Annotated in this window: 24 protein-coding genes; 9 read left to right on the top strand and 15 right to left on the bottom strand. The window is 72.9% G+C overall.

The genetic code is table 11. The features are described 5' to 3' along the window. Nucleotides 1-59 precede the first annotated feature (59 nt). Nucleotides 60-1,694: an MDR family MFS transporter gene (locus AC59HU_RS03075; RefSeq protein ID WP_497221859.1), complete on the top strand. Its 1,635-nt coding sequence runs from the start codon at nt 60-62 to the stop codon at nt 1,692-1,694. A 55-nt stretch (nt 1,695-1,749) separates the two neighbouring features. Here AC59HU_RS03075 and AC59HU_RS03080 read toward each other — a convergent pair whose 3' ends face one another. The 6 genes from AC59HU_RS03080 to AC59HU_RS03105 form a co-directional block, all read right to left on the bottom strand. After that, nucleotides 1,750-2,328, bottom strand: coding sequence for a TIGR03086 family metal-binding protein (locus AC59HU_RS03080; RefSeq protein ID WP_497221860.1), 579 nt, complete (start codon nt 2,326-2,328; stop codon nt 1,750-1,752). A gap of 150 nt (nt 2,329-2,478) precedes the next feature. Continuing rightward, nucleotides 2,479-3,771, bottom strand: a complete 1,293-nt coding sequence (locus AC59HU_RS03085; protein WP_497221861.1) for a glycosyltransferase family 4 protein — start codon at nt 3,769-3,771, stop codon at nt 2,479-2,481. Next, nucleotides 3,768-6,152, bottom strand: coding sequence for a glycoside hydrolase domain-containing protein (locus AC59HU_RS03090; RefSeq protein ID WP_497221862.1), 2,385 nt, complete (start codon nt 6,150-6,152; stop codon nt 3,768-3,770). Before AC59HU_RS03090 ends, AC59HU_RS03085 begins: the two co-directional genes overlap by 4 nt. A gap of 251 nt (nt 6,153-6,403) precedes the next feature. Beyond that, entirely contained in the window at nt 6,404-6,994 is a 591-nt protein-coding gene (locus AC59HU_RS03095; RefSeq protein ID WP_497221863.1) for a hypothetical protein, read from the bottom strand. Between the two features lie 12 nt (nt 6,995-7,006). After that, nucleotides 7,007-7,558, bottom strand: coding sequence for a hypothetical protein (locus AC59HU_RS03100; RefSeq protein ID WP_497221864.1), 552 nt, complete (start codon nt 7,556-7,558; stop codon nt 7,007-7,009). Continuing rightward, nucleotides 7,542-8,777: a hypothetical protein gene (locus AC59HU_RS03105; protein WP_497221865.1), complete on the bottom strand. Its 1,236-nt coding sequence runs from the start codon at nt 8,775-8,777 to the stop codon at nt 7,542-7,544. The genes AC59HU_RS03100 and AC59HU_RS03105 overlap by 17 nt, the downstream gene beginning before the upstream one ends. A 203-nt stretch (nt 8,778-8,980) precedes the next feature. On the opposite strand from AC59HU_RS03105, the gene AC59HU_RS03110 reads away from it, so the two are divergent. From AC59HU_RS03110 to AC59HU_RS03130, 5 genes are all read left to right on the top strand, one after another. Next, nucleotides 8,981-9,634, top strand: coding sequence for a DinB family protein (locus AC59HU_RS03110; RefSeq protein ID WP_497221866.1), 654 nt, complete (start codon nt 8,981-8,983; stop codon nt 9,632-9,634). Nucleotides 9,635-9,941: 307 nt separating this feature from the next. Next, nucleotides 9,942-10,907, top strand: coding sequence for a hypothetical protein (locus AC59HU_RS03115; protein ID WP_497221867.1), 966 nt, complete (start codon nt 9,942-9,944; stop codon nt 10,905-10,907). Beyond that, nucleotides 10,904-12,733: a polysaccharide deacetylase family protein gene (locus AC59HU_RS03120; RefSeq protein WP_497221868.1), complete on the top strand. Its 1,830-nt coding sequence runs from the start codon at nt 10,904-10,906 to the stop codon at nt 12,731-12,733. Before AC59HU_RS03115 ends, AC59HU_RS03120 begins: the two co-directional genes overlap by 4 nt. A gap of 56 nt (nt 12,734-12,789) precedes the next feature. Continuing rightward, nucleotides 12,790-13,314 (top strand): ArsR/SmtB family transcription factor, encoded by a 525-nt coding sequence (locus AC59HU_RS03125; RefSeq protein ID WP_497221869.1) that lies wholly within the window; start codon nt 12,790-12,792, stop codon nt 13,312-13,314. Further along, nucleotides 13,314-13,817, top strand: a complete 504-nt coding sequence (locus AC59HU_RS03130) for an SRPBCC family protein (protein ID WP_497221870.1) — start codon at nt 13,314-13,316, stop codon at nt 13,815-13,817. Before AC59HU_RS03125 ends, AC59HU_RS03130 begins: the two co-directional genes overlap by 1 nt. Before the next feature lie 24 nt (nt 13,818-13,841). On the opposite strand, the gene AC59HU_RS03135 is transcribed toward AC59HU_RS03130, so the two are convergent. Continuing rightward, the gene (locus AC59HU_RS03135; RefSeq protein ID WP_497221871.1) at nt 13,842-14,435 is read right to left on the bottom strand and encodes a TetR/AcrR family transcriptional regulator; all 594 of its coding nucleotides are present in this window, start codon (nt 14,433-14,435) and stop codon (nt 13,842-13,844) included. Nucleotides 14,436-14,585: 150 nt separating this feature from the next. Continuing rightward, complete coding sequence (locus AC59HU_RS03140) at nt 14,586-16,181, bottom strand: anthranilate synthase component I family protein (RefSeq protein WP_497221872.1); 1,596 nt, start codon at nt 16,179-16,181, stop codon at nt 14,586-14,588. Nucleotides 16,182-16,284: 103 nt separating this feature from the next. Here AC59HU_RS03140 and AC59HU_RS03145 point away from each other — a divergent pair, with 103 nt between their 5' ends. Continuing rightward, nucleotides 16,285-16,530, top strand: a complete 246-nt coding sequence (locus tag AC59HU_RS03145) for a hypothetical protein (protein ID WP_497221873.1) — start codon at nt 16,285-16,287, stop codon at nt 16,528-16,530. 121 nt (nt 16,531-16,651) lie between these two features. Here the strand turns inward: AC59HU_RS03145 and AC59HU_RS03150 are convergent, their stop codons facing one another. Then, nucleotides 16,652-17,485 carry a class II glutamine amidotransferase gene (locus tag AC59HU_RS03150; RefSeq protein ID WP_497221874.1) on the bottom strand — a complete coding sequence of 278 codons (834 nt, stop codon included), beginning with the start codon at nt 17,483-17,485 and terminating at the stop codon, nt 16,652-16,654. Nucleotides 17,486-17,627: 142 nt separating this feature from the next. Here AC59HU_RS03150 and AC59HU_RS03155 point away from each other — a divergent pair, with 142 nt between their 5' ends. Both AC59HU_RS03155 and AC59HU_RS03160 read left to right on the top strand, forming a co-directional pair. After that, nucleotides 17,628-18,659: a siderophore-interacting protein gene (locus tag AC59HU_RS03155; RefSeq protein ID WP_497221875.1), complete on the top strand. Its 1,032-nt coding sequence runs from the start codon at nt 17,628-17,630 to the stop codon at nt 18,657-18,659. A 128-nt stretch (nt 18,660-18,787) separates the two neighbouring features. Continuing rightward, the gene (locus AC59HU_RS03160) at nt 18,788-19,570 is read left to right on the top strand and encodes a lysophospholipid acyltransferase family protein (RefSeq protein ID WP_497221876.1); all 783 of its coding nucleotides are present in this window, start codon (nt 18,788-18,790) and stop codon (nt 19,568-19,570) included. 142 nt (nt 19,571-19,712) lie between these two features. Here AC59HU_RS03160 and AC59HU_RS03165 read toward each other — a convergent pair whose 3' ends face one another. The 6 genes from AC59HU_RS03165 to AC59HU_RS03190 all read right to left on the bottom strand — a co-directional run bounded on the left by AC59HU_RS03165 (nt 19,713) and on the right by AC59HU_RS03190 (nt 24,730). Beyond that, nucleotides 19,713-20,660: a hypothetical protein gene (locus AC59HU_RS03165; RefSeq protein ID WP_497221877.1), complete on the bottom strand. Its 948-nt coding sequence runs from the start codon at nt 20,658-20,660 to the stop codon at nt 19,713-19,715. A gap of 128 nt (nt 20,661-20,788) precedes the next feature. Then, nucleotides 20,789-21,286 carry a metalloregulator ArsR/SmtB family transcription factor gene (locus AC59HU_RS03170; RefSeq protein WP_497221878.1) on the bottom strand — a complete coding sequence of 166 codons (498 nt, stop codon included), beginning with the start codon at nt 21,284-21,286 and terminating at the stop codon, nt 20,789-20,791. 72 nt (nt 21,287-21,358) lie between these two features. Next, entirely contained in the window at nt 21,359-21,892 is a 534-nt protein-coding gene (locus AC59HU_RS03175; protein ID WP_497221879.1) for a GNAT family N-acetyltransferase, read from the bottom strand. A 255-nt stretch (nt 21,893-22,147) separates the two neighbouring features. Further along, entirely contained in the window at nt 22,148-22,609 is a 462-nt protein-coding gene (locus AC59HU_RS03180) for a PGPGW domain-containing protein (RefSeq protein WP_497221880.1), read from the bottom strand. A 73-nt stretch (nt 22,610-22,682) separates the two neighbouring features. After that, nucleotides 22,683-23,357, bottom strand: a complete 675-nt coding sequence (locus AC59HU_RS03185; RefSeq protein WP_497221881.1) for an MmpS family transport accessory protein — start codon at nt 23,355-23,357, stop codon at nt 22,683-22,685. Between the two features lie 143 nt (nt 23,358-23,500). After that, nucleotides 23,501-24,730, bottom strand: coding sequence for a metal-dependent hydrolase family protein (locus AC59HU_RS03190; RefSeq protein WP_497221882.1), 1,230 nt, complete (start codon nt 24,728-24,730; stop codon nt 23,501-23,503). Nucleotides 24,731-24,737 lie beyond the last annotated feature (7 nt).

Here is a 24,737-nt window from a genome sequence, read left to right on the forward strand (position 1 = left end):
CGCTCGCGCCCGTCTGCATTCCCGTCACCGTCCGACACCAGCGAACCCGAGGTAGAAGCATGTCCACCAGTCCCGAGCTCGACTCCGCCGACCGCGGCGAGCACGTCCCCGCCGGGGGCGCCGCATCCGCCGCCGCGCGCGGCTCCTCCCCCGCCGACGCCTCGACCACCGAGGGCGGGCAGGGGCTCACCAAGCGCCGCGTCAACCTGATCTTCGGCGCCCTGATGGTCGCGATGCTGCTCTCGGCCCTCGACCAGACCATCCTGGGCACCGCCCTGCCGACGATCGTCGGCGAGCTCGACGGCGTGAACCACATGCTCTGGGTCGCGACCGCCTACATCCTCGCCTCGACCGTCGTGATGCCGGTCTACGGCAAGCTCGGCGACCTGATCGGGCGCAAGTCGCTGTTCGTGATCGCGCTGTCGATCTTCGTGCTCGGCTCGATCCTCGGCGGCTTCGCGAACTCGATGGAGTGGCTGATCGCCGGCCGGGCCATCCAGGGGTTGGGCGGCGGCGGCCTGATGATCCTGTCGCAGGCGATCATCGCCGACGTGATCCCGGCCCGCGACCGCGGCAAGTACATGGGCTTCATCGGAGCGGTCTTCGGGCTCTCCTCGGTCGCCGGGCCCCTGCTCGGCGGGCTCTTCACCGACGTTCTCAGCTGGCGGCTCGCGTTCTGGATCAACGTGCCCCTGGGGCTCGCCGCCATCCTGCTCGCCGTGATGCTGATCAAGCTGCCGAAGCACCCCGCCGGCGAGCGGCCGAAGATCGACATCGCCGGAATGGTCACCCTCGCGATCGCGGCGGCCGGTCTCGTGCTCACCGCCTCGTGGGGCGGCACCGAGTACGCCTGGGACTCCCCGATGATCATCGGCATGATCGTCGTGACGGTGCTGGCCGCCGTCGCCTTCGTGCTGGTCGAGCGCCGCAGCGCCGAGCCGGTCATCCCGCTCTCGCTGTTCGCCAACCGCAACTTCACGCTCACCACGCTCGCGGGTCTCGCGATCGGCGTGGCGATGTTCGGGGCGATCGGGTACATGCCGACCTTCCTGCAGATCGTGAACAGCGTGAACGCGACGGTCTCGGGCTTCATGCTGCTGCCGATGCTCGGCGGGCTCCTGATCACCGCGATCGGCGGCGGTTTCCTGGTCTCCAAGACCGGCCGGTACAAGTGGATGCCCATCACCGGTTCGCTGATCATCGCGCTCGCCCTCGTGCTGTTCTCCACGATGCGGGCCGACACCCCGCTGCCGATGATCCTCGGCTACCTGACGCTCCTCGGTCTCGGCCTCGGGCTCGCGATGCAGGTGCTGGTGCTCGTGGTGCAGAACTCGGTGCCGCACAGCATGGTCGGCACCGCGACGGCCGGCAACAACTTCTTCCGCGAGATCGGCGCCTCGCTGGGCTCGGCGATCGTGGGGTCGCTGTTCGTGGCACGCCTCACCGAGCAGCTGAGCTCGTCGGCCGGCGCCCTCGGCGGCGGCGGTGCAGTGCCCACCGACACCAACGCCCTGACCCCCGCGGCCATCAACGCGCTGCCGCCGGAGATCCACCAGCTCATCGTCGACGCCTACTCGACGGCGCTGAGCCCGGTGTACCTCTACCTGGTGCCGCTGATGCTCGTGGCCGCCCTGCTGCTCTGCTTCGTCAAGGAAATCCCGCTGGCGACGACCGTCGTCCAGTCCGAGGCCTGAGTCGTCGGGCCGGCCCGCCCCGTTCGCTGGTCGGCGAGCGCGGCGGGGCGACCGGTCACGCGGGTGCGGTCCAGAAGGGGTCCCGACCGATGAAACCAATCAGGCGGGTGGGGGCGTCCGAGCCCTCGGGCACCTCGACCCGGGGGCCGTACTGGCCCGAACCGCGGAGGAACTCCTCCATCGGCTCCATCCCCTCCACCATGGTCAGTGCGAAGTCGGGGTCGAGTCCGGGCTCCTGGCCGGTGGCACGGGCGAGGTCCCAGGTGTGCAGGAAGACGTCGGCCGTGTAGAACCGGTCGATCGCCACGGCCAGCGGCATCGTGCCCGTGTGCGGGTTCGTGAACATCCAGCCCGAGACCTCGGGGTCGTCGAGCACCTCCTGCACCGCTTGGGCGTGCACCGCCCAGGCCGCGACCGGGTCGTCGTCGACCGAGGGCCCGGCGAGCAGCACCACGTCGCTGCCGCCCGCGAGGAACCGCGGGAACCAGGTCACCAGGTGCCGCACCACGTCACGCGCGGCCCACTCGGGAACCGGGGACGGCGCATCCCAGGCATCCGGATCGGCGCCGCGGGTGAGCTCGGCGAAATGGTCGGCCACCTGACGGTGCCGCTCGGCGGGTCTGTCGTCCAACACGTCGCCAGGGTACTCCCCCGCCGCGGGTGCGTGCGGCGACCCGGCCGGGCTGTGCGGCCTTGGCTGTGCGGGCGGGCTGTCGCCGTGCGGCGACGGGCGTCGGCTGTCCGGCCCCGGCCGTCGAGCGCCGGCCGCCCCTCCCTCGCTACCTCAGGCGTCGACGGTCTCGCGGCGCGGGAAGCGGGCGAACAGCTTGTCGAAGACCACGTGCCGGTCGAACTGCCGCGCGTACTCCCGCGCCCGCGCCGCCTGCTCGGCGCGCTCGGCCGCGGTCGTGCCGATGACGGCCTGGTCGATCGCGCGACCCACCGCATCCGGATCGTTCACCGGCACCACGATCGCGTGCTCGCCGACCGCCTCGCCGATCCCCCCGGTGAGCGTCGTGATCACCGGGCCGCCGCCCGCGAGCATCTTCTCGGCCAGGGCGATGCCGAAGGTCTCGACGAACTCGGGCCGCGGCTTCGAGGGCAGCACGAAGGCCGCGCAGCCCGCCATCATGTAGGGCTTCTCGGCGTCTCCGACGTCGTCGAGGAACCGGATGCGGTGGGCCAGCGGCGAGGCGGCGGCCAGCTCCCGGAGCGCACCCGCCTGCGGCCCGCGCCCGGCGACGACCAGCGGCAGCTCGGTGCTGCGCCCGACCTCGCTGCGCTCGAAGCCCGCGATCAGGTCGTCGACGCCCTTCGCATCCGTCAGCCGGGAGAGGAAGAGCAGGTAGCCGTCGCGGCGGAGCCCGCGGGCCGTGACGAGGTCGTCGATGGTCTGCTCGTCGAGATCGAGATAGGCCGCCGCGTCGATCGCCGGGTAGGAGACCTCGATGCGCTCGCGGCACTGCTCGGCGAACCGGGTGCCGTGCTGATCGTCGACGCGCTGGGCCTCGGAGACGATCAGGTCGCGAGTGTACTCGGAGACGGCGACACAGTGATCCTGGCTGAGGTAGCTGGAGAGGATGTGCGCGGCCGCCCCCAGCCGCCCCTCCTCGACCGCGGTGCGCACCACGTTGGTCACGTCCGAGCCCACGGCCTCGGCGATCGTCGTGACGTTCACCGGCAGCCCGGTGCCCCAGGCGGCGCGCACGGCGTCGGCCACCGCGATGGTGTGGGGGCTGAGGTAGAGCGAGAGCGCGACCGTCGGCACGCCGTCGGTGAAGAGCTCGACCAGCCGGCCGGTGATCCCGGCGAGGTAGCGGCCGTCCGGCACCTTGTAATCGCCCACCGGGGCCGGGCGCTCGACGATGATGCCCGGGCTGTAGGGCAGCACCGAGTCGAGGGGCTTGAGCGGCAGACCGGCCGCCTCAAGGCGCTCGATCGGCCAGGTCACGATGCGCACCTCGTCGAAGCCGCGGGCGAGAGCGGTCTCGGCGAGGTTGCGGCCCTCGACGGAGTGCCCGCAGATGACCGGATCGGCGCGGTTGACGATCACGAGGCGGTTGCGGATCCCGGTCATGGTGTTGCTCCTGTCGGCTGGGCGGATGCGGGGGCTGGCGTGGGGAGGGCGGGGGGCGCGGCTGCCGGGGCGGCGCCGGGGACTGCCGTGGGGTCGATCACGGCCCCGGTTCGCGGGCCGGCCGGGTGGGCCGGGGCGGGCGCGGCCGGCGGCCACGAGGGCGGCAGCTCGACGGTGCCCCAGTCGGAGGGCTCTGGCCCGAGCTCGATCAGCAGCTCGCCCCCGCGATGGAACTCGTCCCCGTGGAGGTGGCTGCGCTCGAGCGGCGACCCGTTCAGGCGCACCGACTGCACGTACTGCACCGGCCCGCCCGGCACCGGCCCACCCGGCATCGGCCCGCCCGGCATCGGCCCGCCCGGCACCGGTTCGACGAAGCCCCGGGTGCGCACCGAGAACTCGCCCCCGGCCACCGCGATGCTCGACTCGGCGAACGAGGGGGCGTTGATCAGCAGGATGTTCTGACCGGCGACCGGGAACAGCCCGAGCGACGCCCAGACGAACCACGAACTCAGCCCGCCCGAGTCGTCGTTGCCGGGGAGGCCGCCGCGACCAGTGCCGAACTGCTGGTGCACCGCGTGGTGCACGATCTCGGCCGTACGGTCGGGGCGACCGGCGTAGTGGTACGCCCACGGTGCATCCATGTCGGGCTCGTTGTTGAGCCCCTCGAACCGGCCCAGCACGTAGCCAGCCACGAGCTCCTCGGTGCTCGGCGCGACGCCGAGCTGGGTGACCGGCGGTGCGCCGTAGCCGAAGAAGGCGTCCAGCTGCTCAAGGAAGCGTTCGGGCCCGCCGCTCAGCGCGATGCGGCCGGCCATGTCGTGCTGCAGCCGGAAGGAGTAGTTGTAGCGCGAGCCCTCGTAGTAGGTGGAGTCCTTCAGCAGCCCGGTCGACCGGTCGTAGGCGTTGACCCAGCGCTCGGCGAGCTGCTCGAACTGCGCGGCCAGCGCGTGGTCGCCGACGTGGCGGGCCACCCGGGCCGTGCACCAGTACCCGAACGCGAGGTCGAGGGTGTGCGTGATCGGATGCGCCTCACCGCGGAGCAGGTACTCCTCGCCGTAGGTGCGGCGCAGGTCGTCGGACATGTGCACCAGGGCCCAGTCCCAGTCGATGCCGGGGACGCCGAGCTGGCAGAGGTCGGCGAGGAAGGTGTGTGCGAGCGCCGAGCCCTGGCGCGAGAAGCGGTCGCCGCCGCGGGCGAGGCGGTAGCCGATCGGGAAGTTGCCCTCCTCCTCGCAGATCGTGAGCAGCGCGTTGGCCAGCTCGACCGCCCGCTCGGGGAAGAGCGTCGTCAGAAGCGGCAGCTGGGTGCGGTAGATGTCCCACATCGTCGAGATGTCGAAGACGAAGGGGCCGTCGCTCGGCCAGAACGGGCTCTCGGAGTCGGCGAAGCTCGGCTTGATCAGCGAGTGGTAGAGCGCGGTCGAGAACACGGTGCGGCGCGTGGTCGACGGGGTGTCGACCGCGATCGTCTTGAGGTGCTTGCGCCAGGTCTTCTGGGTGCGCTCGCGCCGGGCCTCGAACCGGCCGGGGCCCGGCCCGCAGTCGGCGCGGAGGTTCTGCTCGGCCTGCTCGACGCCGCGGAACGAGAAGCCGATCCGCAGCTCGATCGTCTGGCCCGGCTCGCTCGGCCCCGCCCACATCAACCCGAAGGGCCGCAGCGTGGTGGGGCGGATGTGGTCGAAGTCCAGACGCGTGCCGCCCGGCATCAGCCGCCGGTCGTACCAGAGCATCTGACGCCACTGCGGGGCGTCGCACTCGACGTGCACCGCGATCGGAGCGCCCTCGGCGACCACCACACCGCTGGCCACCCCGGGCTCGATCGTCTCCAGGTGCGCTCGCAGCGGGATCGTGGCGCCGTACGGGATGGCGAGGCCGCCGAGCGAGAAGTCGATCACGATGCGCGCGTTCGCGTGACGGGGGAAGGTGTAGCGGTGCACGGCGCTCTTCGGGCCGACGGTGATCTCGGCCGTGATGCCGGAGTCGAGGGTCGCCGAGTACAGGCCCGGCGCAGCCTCCTCGTCGGTGATCTGCCAGGTGCGGCCGAGCACGTCGAGCGGCTCGATCATCGGGGTGACCCGGAAGTAGTTGTAGTACTTGCGGATGGCGCCGGTGCCCGACTGCTGGAAGTGGGTGAAGCCCGAGGCGAGCTGGGTGTCGTGGATGGTGGTGGGGACGCCCTCGAGGCTCAGGTCGAAGCGGCCGTAGCCGGTCGGGTACGCGCCGGAGTAGGCGCAGGCCGAAACCATGCCGAGCGGGTAGGTGGCGCCGGGGTGGGTGTTTCCGACCTGAGGCTTGGGCCACCACCAGGTCGCGGCGAGACCGGACTGCGGCGGGAGATCGGTGATGCCGGTGCCGATGAAGGGGTCGACGCGGTCGAGCATTCTGGCCCCTCTCGGCGGTCGGTCGGCGGGGCGCGCGTGGCCTCGTCCGGTGCTGGATCCCGCCCGATGTGCGGGCCGTCGTCGGAATCTAGGTTTCGGAGGCGGACGAGCGGTGAACCGACGGTGTCGAGACGTTGAACGGCTGTGGGCGTTCGGGGAGACGGAGGGGGACGCTCCCGGCTGTTCACGGGCGGAGCGCGTTCGGCTGTTCGGTGGGTGACGGGGCGGGGGTGGCAGGATGCGGCGGCCGGTTACGGCGGGGGCGCGGTGAGCAGGGCGGCGCGCTCGGCGAGGTAGGGGGCCAGGGGTGTCGTGCCGGTGGCGCCCGGCTGGAGGTTCCAGCGCACCAGGATCGTCTCGCCCTCGAGGCTCAGCACGCCGCTGCCGTCGCGGATCGCGGTGACCGAGAGGGCGACCTCCCCCGTGTCGAAGTTGACGGTGTCGCCCTCGCTGAACTTCCCCGCGAACGCGGCGCGGCGGTAGTCGCGGCGCTCCTCCGCGCGGGCCGACTGGTTCGTGACGCGACCGGGGTCGACGGCGCGGGTGACGCGGCCGATCGTGTGGAGCCCGCCCCGTTCATCCAGGAGCAGAACGCCGAGGCGCCAGACCCGGCCGCGCGACACCATCACGGGGCCGCGGCGGATGCCGAGGATCGCGCGGCGCTCCTCGAAACTCGCCAGGGCCTCGGTGCGGGCGCCGCTGGCCTCGAGGGTCGCGACCGTGTCGGAGAGGATGCGGGCGAGCGCCGACGCGAGTTCGGTGTCGGTGGCGGGGTCGGCGTCATTCGTCGGGCCGCCGGTCGAGGGGCTGCCCTCGTCGCCGGTGTCCGCCTCGCTCGCCATGAGACGACGCTACTAGGAGTACCGCCGGAGCGGGCCGGCGCCCCTCCCCCGTCGCTCCCGGCCCTGTCGCTCCCCGCCCGGTCGCCGCGCCCACCAGGTCAGCAGGGCGAGACCGCCCGACGCCTGCGCGACTCCGAGCGAGGCGAGCAGGAGGGTCTGGCTGTCGGCCGCGAAGAACCAGACGAGGGCGGCGACGACTCCCCCGCCCACCATCGAACCGGTGATCACGGCGGCCGGCCCCGCGGGCGCGCCCCACCGCCAGAGCAGGGCGAGGAGGCCGGCGGCGAGGGCACCGGCCAGGGCGCCCACGAGCATTCCGAGCGTCGAGCCCACCAGCATGCCGATCAGCAGCAGGCCGGGCGACGACGAGGGATCGCCGAGGACGAGCCCGGGTGCGAGCACGGCGACCGCGTAGAGCAGGCCCGTGCTCGCCCCCGCGATCACCCCGCCGGGCAGAGCCGCGAGCGCGCGCTCCGCCCGGAAGGGATGCACCGGGTCCGCGACGCGGTCACCGCGGGTCGGTCGGAGGCGCACCAGCGATGGCCCGTCAGACTCCGCCGCCACCGCTGCTCCCGTCGGCGTGGTCGGCGACCCGCTGCCAGTAGAGCAGCCAGTTGACCCCGGCGACCCGCGAGTTCGCGATGTTCGCGGCCGGACCGCGGTCGACCATGATCATCGCGTGCACGTAGAGGTGCAGGTACCCGCTCGGGTCGTTGTACCAGGAGAAGGTGATCGTCGATCCGGCGCCGTCGAAGTGACCGGCCTGGGCGACGAACTGCAGCGCTCCCCCGTTGGCGGTCTGCACCTTGACCGGCGCCGGCACCGTGATCAGCGAGAACGGGCTCGCGTTCAGCGCGAGGATGTCGCCGTCGGCCGGGTACGAGCGCGGGCCGCCGTTGATCGGGAAGTAGCAGTTGAAGCAGCCGTGCAGCAGTCGGTCGACCGCACGCTCGGAGGCCTTGGGATGCACCGCGTGGTAGAGCGGCAGGGTCGCCGAGAAGTCGTAGCTGTAGAGCCACATCGGGTCCAGCAGCACCGGGAACACCGTCTGCTCGTCGAGGTCGACGTGCTGGGTGAGCGTGTCGCCCTGCCAGGAGTAACGGGTCGGCAGGGCGGCGCCCGAGGCGTCCACCGCCCAGGGGGCGTCGAGGGTGCCGATGTAGCGGTGGTCGCGGTCGGTGACGAGGGTCTGGCCGTCGGGCAGGTCGACCCGGCCGCTGCCGGCGGGCAGGTCGAAGCGGTACGAGAACGCGTCGCCCGCCGTGGCGTCGGCGAGGGTGGTGAGGAGGCGGATGCCGTTCATGACGGGCTGCACGAGCGCGTGCGCTGCCGGGGTACCGGTGGCGTAGGCGTGGATGCCGCCGCGCACCTCGGCCTGCCCGCGCGCGTCGGCGACGGTGATGGCGACGGGCTGGCCGGCGCCCTCGGTGTCGGCGGGGGCGAGGCGGATGGGCTGGGTCGCGTCGGCGGGGATGCTTGCGGTGAAGGGGGTGGGGGCGGGTTGGGTCGTCGGGTCGGGAGTGGGTTCGGCGGCGGTCGCCGGCTCGGTGGACGGCGCGGTCGCCGGCTCGACGGTCTGGGTCAGGAGCTGGGGGGCCAGGTGTTCGAGCACGGCGAACGGGTCGGTGGTGGTGGTGGCGGTGGCGGTGGTGGCGCTCGCGGGCGCGGCGGTGGCCGGACCGGAGGCGGGGAGGACGCCGCCGGCGGTGAGCAGGGCCGTCGCCGCGGCCACGGCCAGAGCGACGGAGACAAGCCGCGGCTTGGATCGAGGAGTGCGGGGCATGGAGGTGCCTTTCGTCGGTGTCTTCCGCCCCCGGGACCTCTCCGCGCAGACAGCCTATACACATATGGCGTTCACGCTGCATGTTTCCGAGCTTTTCTCGAAACGGGTTTTCGCGCAGGCTTCTCGTCGTGCACTCCGGGCGGCTTTCGCGATGTCGGAGGCGCTGCTTTCGCGATGTCGGAGGCAGGGTGCAGAGTCGAGTCATGGACGACAAAGAGCTGCTGCACGGGTACCTCCGGGTGCGAAGAGCCGACCTGCTCGGGAAGCTCGACGGTCTCGGCGAGTACGACATCCGCCGCCCGATGACCACGAGCGGCACGAGTCTGCTGGGGCTCGTGAAACACGTGGCCAGCGTGCAGCTCGGCTACTTCGGCGAGGTGTTCGGCCGGCCCGGCGAGACCCTGCCGTCGTTGCGCGGCGACCACGACGACGACGCCGACATGTGGGCGACCGCCGTCGAGACGCGGGCGGAGATCGTGGCGTTCCACCACGCCTCGGCCGCGCACGCCGACGCGACGATCGCGGCGCTCGAGTGGGATGCGCCGGGGGCGGTGCCGTGGTGGCCCGAGGAGCGGCGGGCGGTCACGCTGCAGCAGATCCTGGTGCACATGGTCGCCGAGACGGCCCGGCACGCGGGCCACGCCGACATCATCCGCGAGACGCTCGACGGCGCCCTCGGCAACGGCTCCGCCGACCCCAACATCCCCGCTCGCTCCCCGGCCGACTGGTCCGCCTACACCGCCCGCCTAGAGGCAGCAGCTCGTGCCGCCGCCGCAGCGGCCGAACCTGCCTCCGCCTCCTCCGCCTCCGCCTCCTCAGCCGAGCCTGCCGCCGCCTCCGCCGAGCCGTCTCCCTGACCATCCCCCTCCCCGTTCCGACCCGGCAGGCGCCCGAGCTCCGCGTTCTGGGCTGGCGGTTCTCACGCATGACCCGAGGGCCACAGCTCGCCATTGCCACGGTCGGCCGCTCGCCCGGGGCGCCGGCTCGCGTGGGACGGCCGCGGTAACGAGTCGGCAACGGGCGGCGGAAAGGTCGTGGCGCTGCGGGGTGGGGAGCGTGCGCCTGCGTATCCTGGGGCGGTCGCGGGGGCGACGCCGGGGGAACGGGCGTCGGTGAACCCCGCGGGCCCACGGACCGCCGAGTTCCCGCCGACCCGGAGGCCCCATGTCCACCCGCGAGCGTCTCGACCGCCGCCGCCCGGTGCGCACGATCGCGCTGGTCGCGGCCGTCACGCTCGTGGTCGCCGCACTGGTCGCCGCGGGCGTCGCGGTGATCGTGCTGCCGCCGATCCTCGCCCAGACCCCGCGCGAGCGCCTCACCTCGGCGCAGCCCCTCACCGTCACGCGCACCCTCGACCCGACGTCCCCCACCGCCGCCGTTGCACCGGCACCGGCACCGGCACCGGCATCGGGCGAGGGCGCGGGCGCGGGCGATGCACCGGCGCCGAACTCAGGCTCGAGCGCAGACAGCGGATCGACTCCGCTGGTCGAGTCTGCGTCCATCACGCTCGACGCGGGCTGGGTGCTGATCGGGGTGGGTCCGTTCCTCCCTGCGGATTCCGCGAGAGCGACCTCACCCGACGGGGTCTACCGGCTCGACGCGGCCATCCTCCCCGCCGCTCCGCCGGCCCCCACGGCGAGCGACACCCCCGCATCCGTTCCGCCGATCGACTCCGCCCTGCACGAGGTGCTGGATGACCACCGACTCGGTAGATCCGTCGGCTCCGCGGAGTGGAACCAGGAGACCCTCACGTCCGGGGTGGTCGTCCGCTACGCCGCCCTCGTCGACGGCGACGACACCGTCACCGTTGCGATCGTGACAGGCTCTGCGGATCCATCCTCGCCGGGCGCTGCGGCCATCTCGGCACCCGCGACGGCGGACGAAGCGGCACCCGCCGCCCGCCTGGTCCTGCTGGCACGCACCCCCACCTCGGCCGCGCCGACCTACCGCCCCGTAACCGCCGCACTGCTCGCCACGGCCGCCTTCCGTTCGGGTCCCACATCCTCACCGCCCACCGCGTCCTCATCGGTAGCCGTGGCCCTGACGACGTCCGCCTCCGCTGATCCGGGATGGTCACGCGGACAGCGACCCGGGCGGGTCGAAGACGGCGCGACCGAGGTCCGGCGGTGAACCGGGTCGTCGGCCGCCGGCGGGCGTCAGCTCGGGGCGGAGCGGCGATCAGCCTTGCGATCGTCGCGGTCCTGGCGGCCGGGTGCACGAGCAGCATCCCGCCGGCCCCCGCGTGGAGCCCGCCCACCGCTGCCGCTCCGCTCCTCACCCTGAGCGACGGCTCCTCAGCACCCGCCGCGTCCGAGACGCCGTCCGACCAGAGCGCTCCCGAACCGCCCTCCGACCAAGGCTCGGGCGCGAGCGCGGGCGGAGACGGAGAACCCGCCACGACGCTCTCACCCACGCCCGCCGCGCTGACCGGGGCGGGGGTGGTCGGGCTCGACGTCAGGCTGCTGTACGCCGACACGGCGGGGTCGCCGGTAGCGGCACGGTGGGCCGAGATCCCGGGCGATCCCGGATTCACCGCGTTCATCCGCGACCGGGTCGCCGAGGCGATCGCCGCCCACGCCGCAGCCACGGGCATCCCCTACCGGCCGGCGGCCGACGCCCCGGCGATCGCCCCCGAGAACCGAGGCTGCGTGCCCGGCTCGAGCACCCGCCCGGCCGCCGAGCTCCTCGCCGACCCCGCCTTCACCTCACCGAGCGCCCTGGCGGCCGCGGCCTCGGCCGGCGCCGCCGATACCGATACCGGCGCGGCCGGCACGGCCGGCGCCCCGAGCCTCACCATCACCTGCGAGCTCCTCGCCGGCGCCGGGCAGGTGCTCGTGGAGGCCCTCCGCATCACCACCGCCACCGGCGGCCAGGTGACCTCCGACGAGACCACCGTCTTCTACGTCGAGACCGGCGGCGCCTTCGTCACCACGAGCGACACCGTCCTCACCGACGACGGCCTCCGCGCCCTCCTCGCCGACACCGTCCAGTCGCTGAAGGTCGCGGCCGGCGCCCTCGAACCAGCCATGCGCCAGAACCCGGGCGACTTCGCCCCCACCGACCTGCGCGCGCTCTTCTCACACCTGTCGTTCACCGCCGACGGCTCGCTGCGCATCCGGCTGCCCGACTCGTTCACCACCCCCGAGCTCGACGCCCTCGGCACCCTCGTGCGGCCCGAACCCCTCGTAGTCACCGTGCCGGCCGCGCTGGCGACACCGCTGCTCAGCGCCGAGGGGCAGCAGATCCAGTCGGTGCTCGCCTCGGGCGCTCCACTCGCCCTGCCCGCCGCACCCCTCCGCGGCCAGGAACCCGTCGACTGCCGCTTCTTCGCCTGCGTCGCCCTGACCTTCGACGACGGCCCCGGGCCGTACACCGACGGCGTGCTCGACGACCTCGACGCCCGTCGCGCGGCGGCCACCTTCTTCGTGCAGGGCTACCGGGTCGCGCAGTCGCCGGCCGCCCTGCAACGGATGCACGACGAGGGCCACGAGATCGGCAACCACTCCTGGAACCACCCCGACCTCACCAAGCTCACCGACCCCGAGATCGCCGACCAGCTGCAGCGCACGAACCAGGCCATCCGCGACGCCCTCGGCCCGAACGCGACCGGGACGACCGGGTCGAACGGGGCGGGCGGCCCCGTCCCGTCCACGTTCCGCCCGCCCTACGGCGCCGTCGACGCGCGCGTGCTCGCGCAGACGAACCTGCCCGCCATCCTCTGGAGCATCGACACGAACGACTGGCAGCTCCCCGACGACGCGATCCTGCTCGATCGCGCGGTCACCGCGCCCGTGCCCGGGTCGATCATCCTGATGCACGACGTGCATGAGAACACCGCCCGCCTGGTTCCGGCAGTCGTCGACGGACTGCAGGGGCGCGGCTACACCCTCGTCACCGTGCAGCAGCTGCTCGGCGGCACGCTGCCCCCGGCCCACACCACCACCCGGGCCGGCTGACCCGACCCCCGCCGAGGGGTTGTGCCGGCATCGGGACGGCGCTAACGTACAACCAAATGGTTACACGACTCAGCGAGAACGAGACGGATGCGGTCTTCCGCGCCCTCGCCGACCCGACCCGACGCGACATCCTGCGTCGGGCGATCCGGCAGGAGCAGTCGATCTCGGCCCTCGCCGCCCGCTACGAGATGAGCTTCGCGGCCGTGCAGAAGCACGTCGCCGTGCTCGAACGAGCCGCGATCATCCAGAAGCAACGACGAGGGAAGGAGCAGATCGTGCGGGCACGACTCGAGACCCTCGCCGAGGCCGGCCGCCTGCTCGGCGAGTTCGAAGCCCTCTGGCGCGAGCGCACCCTCCGCATCGAGGAGCTCCTCGCGAGCCCGGCCGACCCCGGCCCCGCGGCCCCCACGCACACCCCACCCGACCCTGCCGTAGCCGACTCCGCGAGCTCGGCCGACGCCGACCCCGCAACCGGCAACCCACCCGATGCCGCCCCCGCTGGCACCACGGCCCCAACCGAACCCACCACCCCCACCGACACCAACGGCCCCACCACCCCCACCGAGAAAGGACACCCCTGATGACCGTGATCAGCTCCGAGAGGGATCCCGAGGCCCTCACCCTCACCTTCGTCGCCGAGTTCGACGCCCCCGTCGACCGCGTCTGGCAGGTCTGGGCCGACCCCCGGCAGCTCGAGCGCTGGTGGGGCCCGCCCGGCTGGCCCGCCACCTTCGACCAGCTCGAGCTCGTACCCGGCGGCCGGGCCGGCTACCACATGACCGGGCCCGAGGGCGAGAATGCCCCCGGCTGGTGGCACTTCACCGCGGTCGACGCGCCGACCTCCCTCGCGTTCGAAGACGGCTTCGCCGATCAGGACGGGGTGCCCGACGAGTCGATGCCCGTCATCCACGTCTCGGTCACGCTCGAGACCATCGACGGCGAGGATGCGGCGAGCGGCCGCACCCGCATGGTCACCGTCAGCCGGTTCGACTCCCTCGAGCAGCTCGAACAGCTGGTCGGGATGGGCATGGAGGACGGTCTGCGGCTGGCCATGGGCCAGATCGACGGGATCCTCGCCGGCTGACCCCTCGCCGAACCAGTGCCGGGCTCAGGACAGGCGGGCGAGCCCGGCGCTGTAGGAGTCGGCGATCGCCGTCATCCGCTCCAGCGGAGCGCCGAGCCGGCTGAGCTGGATGATGCCCTGCGAGATCATCACGATCTCGGCCGCGAGCACCTCGACCGAGACGCCGGAGGTGTCGAGCTCACCGGCCTGCTCGGACTGCCGCAGCCGCTCGGCGACCGCCAGCTCCATGGCCGCGTTCGCGAGGGCGATCAGCTCGCGCACCCGCGGCTCGCGGTCACCGAACTCGGTGACGCTGTTCAGCATCAGGCAGCCGCGACGCGCGGGCTGGTTGGCGCAGTCGTCGATGATCACGTCGAGGAAGTGCCGCACCGCGACCTCGGGCAGCCCCTCGACCGCGACCGCCTCCCGCACCGTGTCGACGCGCGAACGGCAGTAGGCCTCGAGCACGAGGTAGAACAGCTCGAACTTGCTGCCGTAGGCAGCGTAGATGCTGCCGTTGCCGACGCCGGTCGCCGCCGAGATGTCGCCGATCGACGTGCCGCCGAAACCGTTCGACCAGAACGCGTCGAGAGCAGACGCCTGAAGCGCCTTCTCGTCGAACTCCCGGGTGCGCGCCATGAACCCATCCTAGCGACAGGGCCGTAATTCGGCCCGGGAGCGATCAGGCAGCCCTGCGATGGATGGCCGGACCCGCGGAGACGGGGCCGCCCCCAGCGTCACGGCAGACCCACGGTGGCAGCGCGCACCGCACCGCACCGCCCCGCCCCCTCAGGCCAGCGCTTCGAGCATCGCCCGCGCCTTGAGCAGCACCTCGTCGTGCTCCGCGCCCGGGTCCGAGAGCGCGGTCACTCCCCCGCCGACGCCGACGCGCGCGACCCCCGCCTCGAGCACGATCGAGCGGATCGTCATCGCGAGCCCCGCCCGCCCGTCCGCCCCGAGAAAGCCGAACGCGCCCGAGTAGATCCCCCTCGGCCGCCCCTCGAGGCCGTCGAGGATCTCCACCGCACTGCGCTTCGGCGCCCCCGTCATCGACCCGGCCGGAAAGGCCGCCCGCACCACGTCGACCACCCCGACCCCGTCGGCCAGCCGCCCCCGCACCGTGCTCACGAGCTGATGCACCTGCCGCACGCTCTCGACCTCCAGCAGCGCCGTCACCTCCACCGACCCGGGCGTGGCGATCCACGCGAGATCGTTGCGCATCAGGTCGACGATCATCGTGTTCTCGGCGCGCTCCTTCGGGCTCCCGGCCAGCTCGTCGCGCAGCTCGCGGTCGAGCCGGGGGTCGGATGAACGGGGTCGGGTGCCCTTCACCGGCCGCGTCACGACCCCGCCGGCACCGTCGAGCTCGAGGAAGCTCTCGGGCGACGAACTGACGAGGCTCACTCCCCCGATGCGCACGAAACCGCCGTGCCGCGTGGGCGCCGTCGCCCGCAGCCGGAGGAAGACCTCGAGCGGCTCCCGCCGCACCCCCGCCACGACGACCTCGGTCGTGAGGTTGAGCACGTAGGCGTCGCCGCGGCGGATGGACTCCTGGCACGCCCGCACCTTCTCGACGTAGGCCGCCCGGTCGTCCCGCCAGACGGGCTCGGCGCGGGGGCCGGGCCCATCCGCCGCTTCGGTCAGACTCTCGGTGGCGGCGCCCCCGGTCTCGGTACCTCCGGTACTGTCGCCGTCCATGCCGATGCCGGTGCCGTCGTCGGTCGCGACCTCAGCGGAGGCGCCCTCGGTCGCGGGCCGGGCATCCATTCGCCGACCGAGGAGGGTCAGGATGCGGTCGCGCCAGTCACCGAGCCCACCGCGCCACTCCTCGCCCCACGCGACCAGCAGCATCCGGCCGCCCGGCGCGACCGCCACCGCGCGATCGACGTGGAGGAACCTGGTCCCGGATCCGGCAGCCGCGCCCCCGGCCCCCGCCGTTGAACCGGCCACCGGCACACCCAACGTCTCGGCGGTGAGGCCGTAATCGAGCCATCCCACCAGCCCCGGCCGCCACGCGAGACCCTCGAGCAGCCCGGCCCCCGCCGCATCCGTCACACCGCCTGTGGTTTCGCCGGCATCCGTCACGCCGCCCGCGGTCTCGCCGGCATCCGTCACGCCGCCATCGTTCTCGCCGACATCCATCGCACCGGCATCCGCCACCTCGGGCGCAGCCGGAGCCATCGCCACCAGCTCGGCCGCGAGCGCGTCGAGCAGCGGCCGACCCGCCGCCGGCAGCCACCGCGCGCCCGCCCCGAACACCGACCAGCCCTCGTGATCGTCGAGCCAGAACACGTCGTCGTCAGCTCCGTGCACCGCCGCGAAGGCCTCGGCCACGGGGAGCGTCAGGGCATCCGGCACGGCGCTGACGAGGAGCCGGGGTGCCATGGCCCGATTCTATTGATCCGCGGCCTGTTCGCCGGGTCGTTTCTGGTGGATGGTGGAACCAGACACCCGATCTCCGCCCGGGCGTCGGAAAGGAAGCGCCACCATGGCCAAGAAGGACATCGAGAAGGTCGGCTTCGACCCGATCGAATTCGCGCACGACCTCGGCATCCAGAGCAAGCACGCCTACCTGGCCGGCTTCGCATCCGTCGTGATCTCGCTCATCGCCTGGCTCGCCTCGCGCGGCAAGAAGAGCCACGACCGGGCGCAGTCCGACCGCTGGGGCATCTTCATCGGGCACTGGGCCCCCACCTTCTTCGCGATCGGCATCGCGTTGAAGCAGGAGGAGTAGGCCCGCGGGTCGCCCCGATCGCCGTGACGTCCATCCCCTCCCAGCGGCCGGGCGTCACGGCTTCTCTCTGCCCGGCGCGGGTGCACGGCCCAGTGCAGGAACAGATCAGCGCAGGAACAGATCAGCGCAGGAACGGCTCCTCGCGGTACCCGTTCGCATCCGCGATCACCACCGTCGACTCGGGCACCTCGATGAAGGCGCCCGGTAGATCGGTGAGCGGCTCCGAGACGATCACCTTCGCGCCGGCGCCGAAGATGCGCAGCCGCTCGATGTCGGGGTAGGTGGCCTGCAGCGTGGCCACCTCCTCGGAGTAGAACAGGCTGCGGGATGCGTGCGCGGTCGAGTAGCGGAAGGCCCAGACCGTGGTGCCGTCGCTTACCGCGAAGGTGCCCTGCACCGGGTGGGGCACGCTGAGGGCGTCGCCGATCTGCTCGATCTCGCGGATCGCCCGGCCCATCGCCCCGATCGGGTCGGCCGTGAGCCCGAAGGTGAGGGCGAGCAGGAACAGCGCCTCGGAGTCGGTCGTGCCGCGGATCGACGCGAACAGCGCCGGATCGAGCTCGAGCAGCACGTCGCGCTTGATGCGCGGCCAGTCGGCGAGAGCTCCGTTGTGCATGAACAGCCAGTTCTCGTGCCGGAACGGATGGCAGTTGGTCTGCTGGATCGGCGGCCCGCTCGCCGCCCGCACGTGCGCGAAGAACAGCGGGGTCGAGACCGCCCGGGCGATCTCGGCAAGGTTCTCGTCGAACCAGGCCGGTTCGATGCTGCGGAACAGCGCCGGCGCCGCCCCCGGCACGGCGTCGCGCCGGTACCAGCCGAGGCCGAACCCGTCGCCGTTGACCGTCTCCTTGCCGAGCGGGGAGTTCAGCGACTGCGCCACGAGCGAGTGCGGGGTGTCGAGGATGAGGGTCGACGGATGCAGTGCCTCGCCCGTGTAGGCCACCCATCGGCACATCCCGATCACCTCCGCCTCGTCGCGTGCCCCCGACCCTACCGGGTCGCCGTCGCCCGGGTGCCTCGGGAAGCGGCTAGCGTCGAAGGGTGACCGCGGCGCCTGCCGGTGCCGGAGGTCGGACCGCCCCGAGGAGACCCTTCCGATGACCGACGCCCCCCGCCCCGACGAGACCGCTGCCGCGCCGGCGGAGGTCCCCGCACCCGCACCCGCCGCCGCCCCCGCCACAGGCGTCGCGGCTGAACCCACCGCGTCCGCTCCCGAAGCGAACCCCGATGCGACCACATCCGCGCCCGCGTTCGCCGGCCCCGCATCCGCCGCACCCGCCACCTCCGCATCCGCCGCCCCCGGCAGGCCGGCGCGCCCGCCGCAGCCGCAGCGGGTGCTCCGCGTCAAGCGCACCGAGGCGATCGCCCCCCACCTCGTGCGCGTGGTGGCCGAGGGCGACGCGATCGCCACCATCCCCGAGTCGACGCAGACCGACCGCTACTCGAAGATGCTGTTCGCGCCCGCGGGCTCCGACCTCACGCCGCCCTACGACCTGGCCGCCCTGCGCGAGCGGCTCGCCCCCGAGCAGCTCCCGTCGCAGCGCACGTACACCCTGCGCCGTATCGACCGCGAGGCCGGCGAGGTCTGGATCGACTTCGTCGTGCACGGCGACACCGGAGTCGCCGGTCCCTGGGCCGGTGCGGCCAGGCCGGGCGACGCGGTCGTGCTCTCGGGCATCGGCGGCGGCTACGAACCGGACCCTACGGCGGCCTTCCACGTGCTCGCCGGCGACGAGTCCGCCATCCCGGCCATCGCGGCCGCGCTCGAGGCCATGCCGGCCGACGCCTCGGGCCGCGTCGTGATCGAGGTCGACGGCGACGCCGACCACCTCCCGCTCGTCGCCCCGGCCGGGATCACGATCGACTGGGTGCACCGCGACGGCGCCCCCGCCGGCACCTCGACCGTGCTGATCGCGGCGCTGCGCGCGCTCGACGCCCCGCCGGTCGGCACGCAGGCCTTCGTGCACGGTGAGCGCGAGACGATGAAGGCGTTGCGGCCGCTGCTGCTGGATGCCTGGGGCATCCCGCGCACGCAGCTCTCGCTGTCGGCGTACTGGGCCTACGGCCGGGCCGAGGATGCGTTCCAGGCAGAGAAGCGGGCGCCGGTGGGGAAGATCTTCGCCGACTGATGGTCGAACGGGCTGATATTCGCGCCTATACGTGCACTATGCACGTATAGGCGCGAATATCAGCCCGTTCGTGCAGCTTCCCCGCGCTTTCCCTCCGGTTACCCATCTGCGCACCCTACGGTGGGGCCATGTCCCGCCGCGCAGCCGAGCCCATCTACACCTTCGCGATCGGCGTGGGCCGATCGCTGTTCGCCGCGCTCCGGCTGAAGCGCCGGGCGACGGGGGTGGAGAACATCCCCGACACCGGCGGCGCGGTCTTCGCCATGACGCACTTCGGGTACCTCGAGTTCGCCCTCGTCGAGTGGCAGACCTGGCTGCACAACCGTCGACGCATCCGCTTCATGGCGACCAAGCGCGCGTTCGACAAACCGGTGGTCGGCACCCTGCTCCGGGGCATGAAGCACATCGAGGTCGACATGGCCGCGGGTGGCGCGGCCTACGCCGAAGCGGTCGCGGCGTTGCGGCGCGGTGAGCTGATCGGGGTGTTCCCCGAGGCGGGCGTGAGCTCGAGCTTCACCGTGCGCGAGCTCAAGTCGGGCGCCGTGCGGCTGGCCGCCGAGGCCGGGGTGCCGGTGATCCCGGTGGCCGTCTGGGGCGGGCAGCGGCTGCTGACCAAGAACCGCAAGATCCGGCTGCGCGACCGCCTGGGCGTGGAGGTCGACTTCGCCTTCGGCGCTCCGATCGCCGTCACGCCCGACGACGACGTGGCCGCCACGACGGCCGTGTTGCGCGACACCCTGCAGCAGCTCACCGACACCCTCCAGCGCGACTACCCGCAGGACGGCACGGGCCAGTGGTGGCAGCCCCGCTCCCTCGGCGGCACGGCCCCCACGGTCGAGGAGGCCGCGGCCGCCGACGAGGCCCGTGCCCGCCGCCGTGCCGAGTCCGAGGCCGCCGCCCCGGGTTCCTAAGCCGCCGCCGCGCCGGGTCCGCGGCCCCGCCCCGGTTCCTAGCCCGCCGCCGCGCTACGCCCTGCGGTCGCGCCCGCGCCGTTGCCGGGCCGCCGTACGCGCAATCGCTACCGGCCGTCGCCGCGCGGTCGGTGAGGCCAGGTCAGACGATCGCCCAGCGCATCGGCACGTCGCGCATCACGAGCACGCTGTCGACCTCGGCGCTCCCCGCAGGCAGGGCGTCGAAGAACGACGAGCGGATGCTCCGGATGCGGCCGGCTGCGACCGCCCACGCTTCGGTCTTCAGCTCCAAACCGTCGTAGCGGAGCGCCGACGCCGGCCCGCGCGAGGGCGACCAGCCGACCGACCCGCGCCGGTAGAAGGCCGAGGCCTCGGCGACGCTGCCGAAGAGCGAGCTCGACCAGTCCGCATCCGGGATGACGTCGACGTCGAGGGCGACCCGCGCATCCGGAGCCTCGAGTGCGACCTGCAGACGCGTGTCCGACTCGTGCACGTCGAAGCGCGCGTGGCGGTGCACGCCCGGGAACAGCCGGCCGCCGGCCAGCTGCGGGAGGCGCGAGGCACTGTGCCGGACGGGGATGTACACGCCCGAGCGGGTGCGGGTGCGGGTGCGGGTGCGGGGGCGGGTGGTGGTGCGGGTGCCCGGGCCGACCGCGCCGCGGCCGTCGATTCCGAAGTCGTCGGCGCCGGCGTCATCGCGGTCAGGGGCGACAACGGCGTTATCGGCGTCGCTGGCGTCATCGCCGTCAGCATCTTCGTCGCTATCGAACTCGGCATCGACGGGCTCGTCCCACTCGACCGCGATCCGGTGGGCGGCGTTCTCGGCGCCCCAGCCGATCTCGCGGCGGATGACCGCGGGCCGGAACGCGCCCAGCCGCAGCAGGCAGATCCCGGCCACGGCGCTGCCGTCGACCAGCTGCGGGCGAAGCCCGTCAGGCAGCAGCGAGGCCGCCACGTCGGCGTCGAGCCGGTAGCTCACGAGCAGCCGCCGCTCGATCGTCGCCGCCAGCGGCGGCAGCACGTACCGTCGCGCTCGGAGCGGAAGCGCCGCCTCCGTCCGGGCGCGCGCGCCCGTAGTACTTTCGTGCATCAGTGTCCCCCGACCCTGAATCGAATCCCGATCGATCACGTCGGCCGGCGAGGATGCCGACCGCCGCCCGAGCCGGCCGTCCCGCCTGCTCGTCGCCCTGCCGTCTTAGCCGCGCATCCGGCCCGGCGTCATCCGCTCGCCGCCGCCGTCGCCGCCGCCGTCGCCGTCCGCGAGTCGAGGCTCCGACCCGCGCCGGCACCCGCATTCGCACTCCCCTTCGCCGACTCTCTAGCGTCCGCGCCGGCACCCGCCGACTCGCTCGCGCTCGCATCTACGCCATCACCGGCAACCGAACTCGCACCAGCACCAGCCGCGCGATCGCCGCGCACCTTCCGCGCCTCGCGCAGCACGATCTGCTCCGGACACACCGTCGACAGGAAGTCGCCCACCGACAGCGCGAGCCGATCGCCGACCAGCGAGTAGAGGATGCGGTTCGCATCCCGCCGCTCGGTCACCAGCCCCGCGTTCTTCAGCACCGCGAGATGGCGCGAGATCGTCGGCCCGGAGGTCGAGAACCGCGAGGCGATGTCACCGGCGGCGAGCTCGCCCTGCTTCAGATCCTGCAGGATCTGCCGGCGCGTAGGGTGCGCCAGGGCCGAGAACACGTCGCTCGTCTTGTCTTGCATGTTCGCAATGTAGCACAAACGCTAAAGAGCTAACAACACATGGGGAACCGTATTCGGGCAGCCCGGCGCCGCCTATGGGATACGGGCGTAGAGTGCGAGGTCGAGCCGCCGGTCGCCGACCGGGAGGGCCTGGCGGAGCGTGCCCTCGCGCTCGAAGCCGAGTCGCTCCGCCACCCGGATGCTGCGCACGTTCTCGGTCGCCGCCCGGATCTCGACCCGGCGGATGCCCCGCTCCGACGCGAGCTCGAGCAGCGCGGCGCAGGTGCGGGTCACGATGCCCCGCCCCTCGGACGCGGCGTCGATCCAGTACCCGAGCTCGGCGTTGCCCGCCGAGGGGTCGATCTTGAGCCCGGCGGAGCCGACCGCGACCCCGCCGTCGTACATCACGACCGGCACGACCTCGCCCCGCACGAACCGCCCGAGCTCGAACTCGGTGTAGGCCCTGGTCGATTCGAGCGTCTGCTCGAACTGCGCCCACGGCTCCCAGCGCCGCAGCCGGTCGAGGTTGCGGACGGCGAGCGACTGGAGCTCGTCGACCGTGTCGAGCGTGCGCAGCCCCAGCGAGATGCCGTCGCCGAGGTCGCGGGAGAAGAACGGCGCGCCCATCAGCGTGCGCCGGGCGCCGACCGGCGCAGGTTCGAGCGGATCATCCCTCCATCGTAGGCACCCCGGGCTCACCCGCCCGGCACTCCCTGTCCCCCTCCGGTCGACGACCCGTCACTACTTGTCGCTCAACCGCGCTGATAGCGACAACGAGTGACGGGTGGAGGGCATTGGGTGGAGGGACCGAAGGTCAGGGGCGGGGCCGGGGTCATGCCTCGGGAGCCGAACAAGGATCAGACCCCGGGAGCCGAAGGAGGATCAGGCCTCGGGGGCCGAGCGGGGGGCGCGACGGCGGGCGCGGGCGTCCTTCGCGACGCCGACGGCCTTCTTGGCCACGGAGGTCGCGCGCACGCGGGCCTTCTTCGCCCCCTCGAACTCGGTCGAGAGGATGCCGAGCCCGCCGAGCGCGACGAGGGCGCCCGGACCGGGCAGCGGGATCATCACGACCCCGAGCGCGACCGTGGCACCACCGACGACCCCGACTCCGGTGCGGTAGACCGTGTCGGTGGTGGGGTTCTTGCGGATCTGCTCGCGAGCCCCTCGCGCCGCGCGCCCCGCGGTCTTCCCGGCAGCCCGACCCACCGCGCGACCGAGGTTCTTCGCCGCGGCGCCCACGCCGTCCGGCGCACCGGCAGCCGCACCCGTGCCCCCACCGGCAGCCGCGCCCCCGCCCGCAGCGGAGGTCGGGTCGGTCGGCGGGAGGATGATCGGCTCGCTCATGCCCCCAGCGTAATTTCGCCGACCCCCTGCGACGCGCACTCAGGGCGCCTGCCCAGGCACGCGCGCCCCCGACTCAGCGCAGCAGCTCGGTTCCCGACGCGGTGCAGCTCGCGGTCGAGTACGCCCCGCTGCTGGTCTGCTCGGTCAGCACCTTGCCGTCGAGCGTGATCCGGCAGGTGACGTCGCCCGCGCCCGCGCCGTTCGTGGCGGTGATCGTGTAGCTGTTGTAGGTCGCCGCGCCGCCGGTCGAGACGATGTACTGCTGCTCGAACGGCAGGGTCGCCGCGGTGGTCTGCTGGGTCGCCGAGATGCCGTCGCTGTACGCCCAGTAGGAGATCGAGACATCCGTGCCGGTGCCCTCGACCTGGTAGATCAGCGTGGTCTGCCCGGTCGCGCCGTCCTGCCCCTGGCGGATGCCCTCGGCGATGCTGCCGAACAGCCAGGCCGTGTAGGCGACGGCGAGGATGATCGAGAGCACCAGCGCGATCGCGTTCAGGATGATGCCCGCGACCCCCGCGGCCCGCCGGCGCCCCTTGAGCACGACGGCGACGATGCCGAGCACGAGCCCCACGAACGCGATCACGCCGCTGACGTAGTTGACGAACGGGATGAACGCCCCCACGAAGGCCGCGATGCCCAGGATGAGGGCGGCGAGCCCGAACCCGTTGCCGCGCTTGGGCGCGGGGCCGGTCGGCGTCGGCTGGTAGGGCGGCGGCGGCGGATACGCGGGCGGCGGCGAGTAGCTCATGCCCCGATCCTGCCAGACACGACCGACAGCGCAGACACGACCGACAGCGCAGACACCGCCGACAGCGCCGAGACCCCTGACACGGCAGAAACGACCGACACCACAGCCACGCCCGACACAGCCAGCGAGACCGACGACCCCACCTACCGCGGCAGCTCCCCCGCCACCACGCGCCCGCGCGACACCACGGCCACGATCTCCCGGGTGTCCAGCTCTTCGATCCGCTCCCACGGCCGCCCGCGCAGCACCACGAAGTCGGCCAGGCGCCCCACCGAGAGCCGGCCCACGGTCGCCTCCCGCCCGATCGCCCGGGCCGCCCGCGAGGTGGCCGCCTCCAGCGCCCGCGACGCGCTCCAGCCGAACACCGAGGCCATCAGCCGCACCTCCGCCATCTGGTCGCCGAAGCGCACGTGGTGGCCGTTGGCATCCGTTCCGAGCACGAAGTCGACTCCGGCCTCCGCGGCCGCGCGCAGCAGGGCGTCGCGGCGGGCGACGAGTTCGCCGGCCTTCTCGGCCTGCTCGGCCGAGACGCCGTTCTCGCCCGCGGCGATCCGGTCGTTGATCAGCAGGGTCGGTGCCACGGTGATGCCGGCCGCGGCGATCCGCGCGGCCTGCTCCGCGGTGATCAGGGTGCCGTGCTCGATCGAGTCGACGCCGTGCTCGATGGCCGCGTCGATCCCCGCCTCGGTGTGCGCGTGCGCGGCGACCCGCAGCCCGAGGGCGTGGGCCTCGTCGACGATGACCGCGATCTCCTCGCCGGTGTAGTTGCGCCACTCGCTGCGGTCGCCCACCGAGAGCACACCGCCGCTCGTGGCGATCTTGACGCCGTCGGCTCCGGCGCGGGCCCAGTGCCGCACGAGCTTCCGGCACTCGACCGGCCCGTCGGCGAGCAGTTTGCGCAGGGGGAAGGCGGGCGGGGTGAACAGGTCGCCGTGGCCGGCCGTCATGCTCACCATGCCGTGCGCGAGCATCCGCGGACCGTCGATGACGTGGTCGTCGATCGCCCGCCGCAGCGAGAACTGGATGTCGTCGGCCGCCAGGTCGCGCACGGTCGTGACCCCGCCACGCAGCGCCTTGGCCGCGTTGGCGAGGCCGTGCAGCGTCTGCTCCTCGACCCGGGTGGTCAGCGGCCAGGTCAGGAAGTCGGCGCGCCCCGGCCCGGCGTGGCCGACGAGGTGGAGGTGCGTGTCGATCAGGCCCGGGATGACCGAGAACGCCGGGCTCCCGGACGGGTCGACCGCTCCGGATGCAGCCCCCGGCTCGGCCGGGCTGATCGCCGTGATCACGCCGTCGGTCTCGTCGACGCTCCACTCGAGCGTGCTCGTGCCGAGGGCGTTCTCGCCGTCCCAGAGGTCAGCGGTGATGCGGTTCATTCGAGCT

The sequence above is a fragment of the Herbiconiux sp. 320_LB genome, from assembly GCF_059691755.1.

What these genes read in the sequence shown, in the direction of transcription:
- AC59HU_RS03075 (WP_497221859.1), top strand. Translation starts at nt 60, where the DNA reads ATGTCCACCAGTCCCGAGCTCGACTCCGCCGACCGCGGCGAGCACGTC.
- AC59HU_RS03085 (WP_497221861.1), bottom strand. Translation starts at nt 3,771, where the DNA reads ATGACCGGGATCCGCAACCGCCTCGTGATCGTCAACCGCGCCGATCCG.
- AC59HU_RS03090 (WP_497221862.1), bottom strand. Translation starts at nt 6,152, where the DNA reads ATGCTCGACCGCGTCGACCCCTTCATCGGCACCGGCATCACCGATCTC.
- AC59HU_RS03095 (WP_497221863.1), bottom strand. Translation starts at nt 6,994, where the DNA reads ATGGCGAGCGAGGCGGACACCGGCGACGAGGGCAGCCCCTCGACCGGC.
- AC59HU_RS03105 (WP_497221865.1), bottom strand. Translation starts at nt 8,777, where the DNA reads ATGCCCCGCACTCCTCGATCCAAGCCGCGGCTTGTCTCCGTCGCTCTG.
- AC59HU_RS03110 (WP_497221866.1), top strand. Translation starts at nt 8,981, where the DNA reads ATGGACGACAAAGAGCTGCTGCACGGGTACCTCCGGGTGCGAAGAGCC.
- AC59HU_RS03115 (WP_497221867.1), top strand. Translation starts at nt 9,942, where the DNA reads ATGTCCACCCGCGAGCGTCTCGACCGCCGCCGCCCGGTGCGCACGATC.
- AC59HU_RS03125 (WP_497221869.1), top strand. Translation starts at nt 12,790, where the DNA reads ATGGTTACACGACTCAGCGAGAACGAGACGGATGCGGTCTTCCGCGCC.
- AC59HU_RS03130 (WP_497221870.1), top strand. Translation starts at nt 13,314, where the DNA reads ATGACCGTGATCAGCTCCGAGAGGGATCCCGAGGCCCTCACCCTCACC.
- AC59HU_RS03135 (WP_497221871.1), bottom strand. Translation starts at nt 14,435, where the DNA reads ATGGCGCGCACCCGGGAGTTCGACGAGAAGGCGCTTCAGGCGTCTGCT.
- AC59HU_RS03140 (WP_497221872.1), bottom strand. Translation starts at nt 16,181, where the DNA reads ATGGCACCCCGGCTCCTCGTCAGCGCCGTGCCGGATGCCCTGACGCTC.
- AC59HU_RS03145 (WP_497221873.1), top strand. Translation starts at nt 16,285, where the DNA reads ATGGCCAAGAAGGACATCGAGAAGGTCGGCTTCGACCCGATCGAATTC.
- AC59HU_RS03150 (WP_497221874.1), bottom strand. Translation starts at nt 17,485, where the DNA reads ATGTGCCGATGGGTGGCCTACACGGGCGAGGCACTGCATCCGTCGACC.
- AC59HU_RS03155 (WP_497221875.1), top strand. Translation starts at nt 17,628, where the DNA reads ATGACCGACGCCCCCCGCCCCGACGAGACCGCTGCCGCGCCGGCGGAG.
- AC59HU_RS03160 (WP_497221876.1), top strand. Translation starts at nt 18,788, where the DNA reads ATGTCCCGCCGCGCAGCCGAGCCCATCTACACCTTCGCGATCGGCGTG.
- AC59HU_RS03165 (WP_497221877.1), bottom strand. Translation starts at nt 20,660, where the DNA reads ATGCACGAAAGTACTACGGGCGCGCGCGCCCGGACGGAGGCGGCGCTT.
- AC59HU_RS03170 (WP_497221878.1), bottom strand. Translation starts at nt 21,286, where the DNA reads ATGCAAGACAAGACGAGCGACGTGTTCTCGGCCCTGGCGCACCCTACG.
- AC59HU_RS03175 (WP_497221879.1), bottom strand. Translation starts at nt 21,892, where the DNA reads ATGGGCGCGCCGTTCTTCTCCCGCGACCTCGGCGACGGCATCTCGCTG.
- AC59HU_RS03180 (WP_497221880.1), bottom strand. Translation starts at nt 22,609, where the DNA reads ATGAGCGAGCCGATCATCCTCCCGCCGACCGACCCGACCTCCGCTGCG.
- AC59HU_RS03185 (WP_497221881.1), bottom strand. Translation starts at nt 23,357, where the DNA reads ATGAGCTACTCGCCGCCGCCCGCGTATCCGCCGCCGCCGCCCTACCAG.
- AC59HU_RS03190 (WP_497221882.1), bottom strand. Translation starts at nt 24,730, where the DNA reads ATGAACCGCATCACCGCTGACCTCTGGGACGGCGAGAACGCCCTCGGC.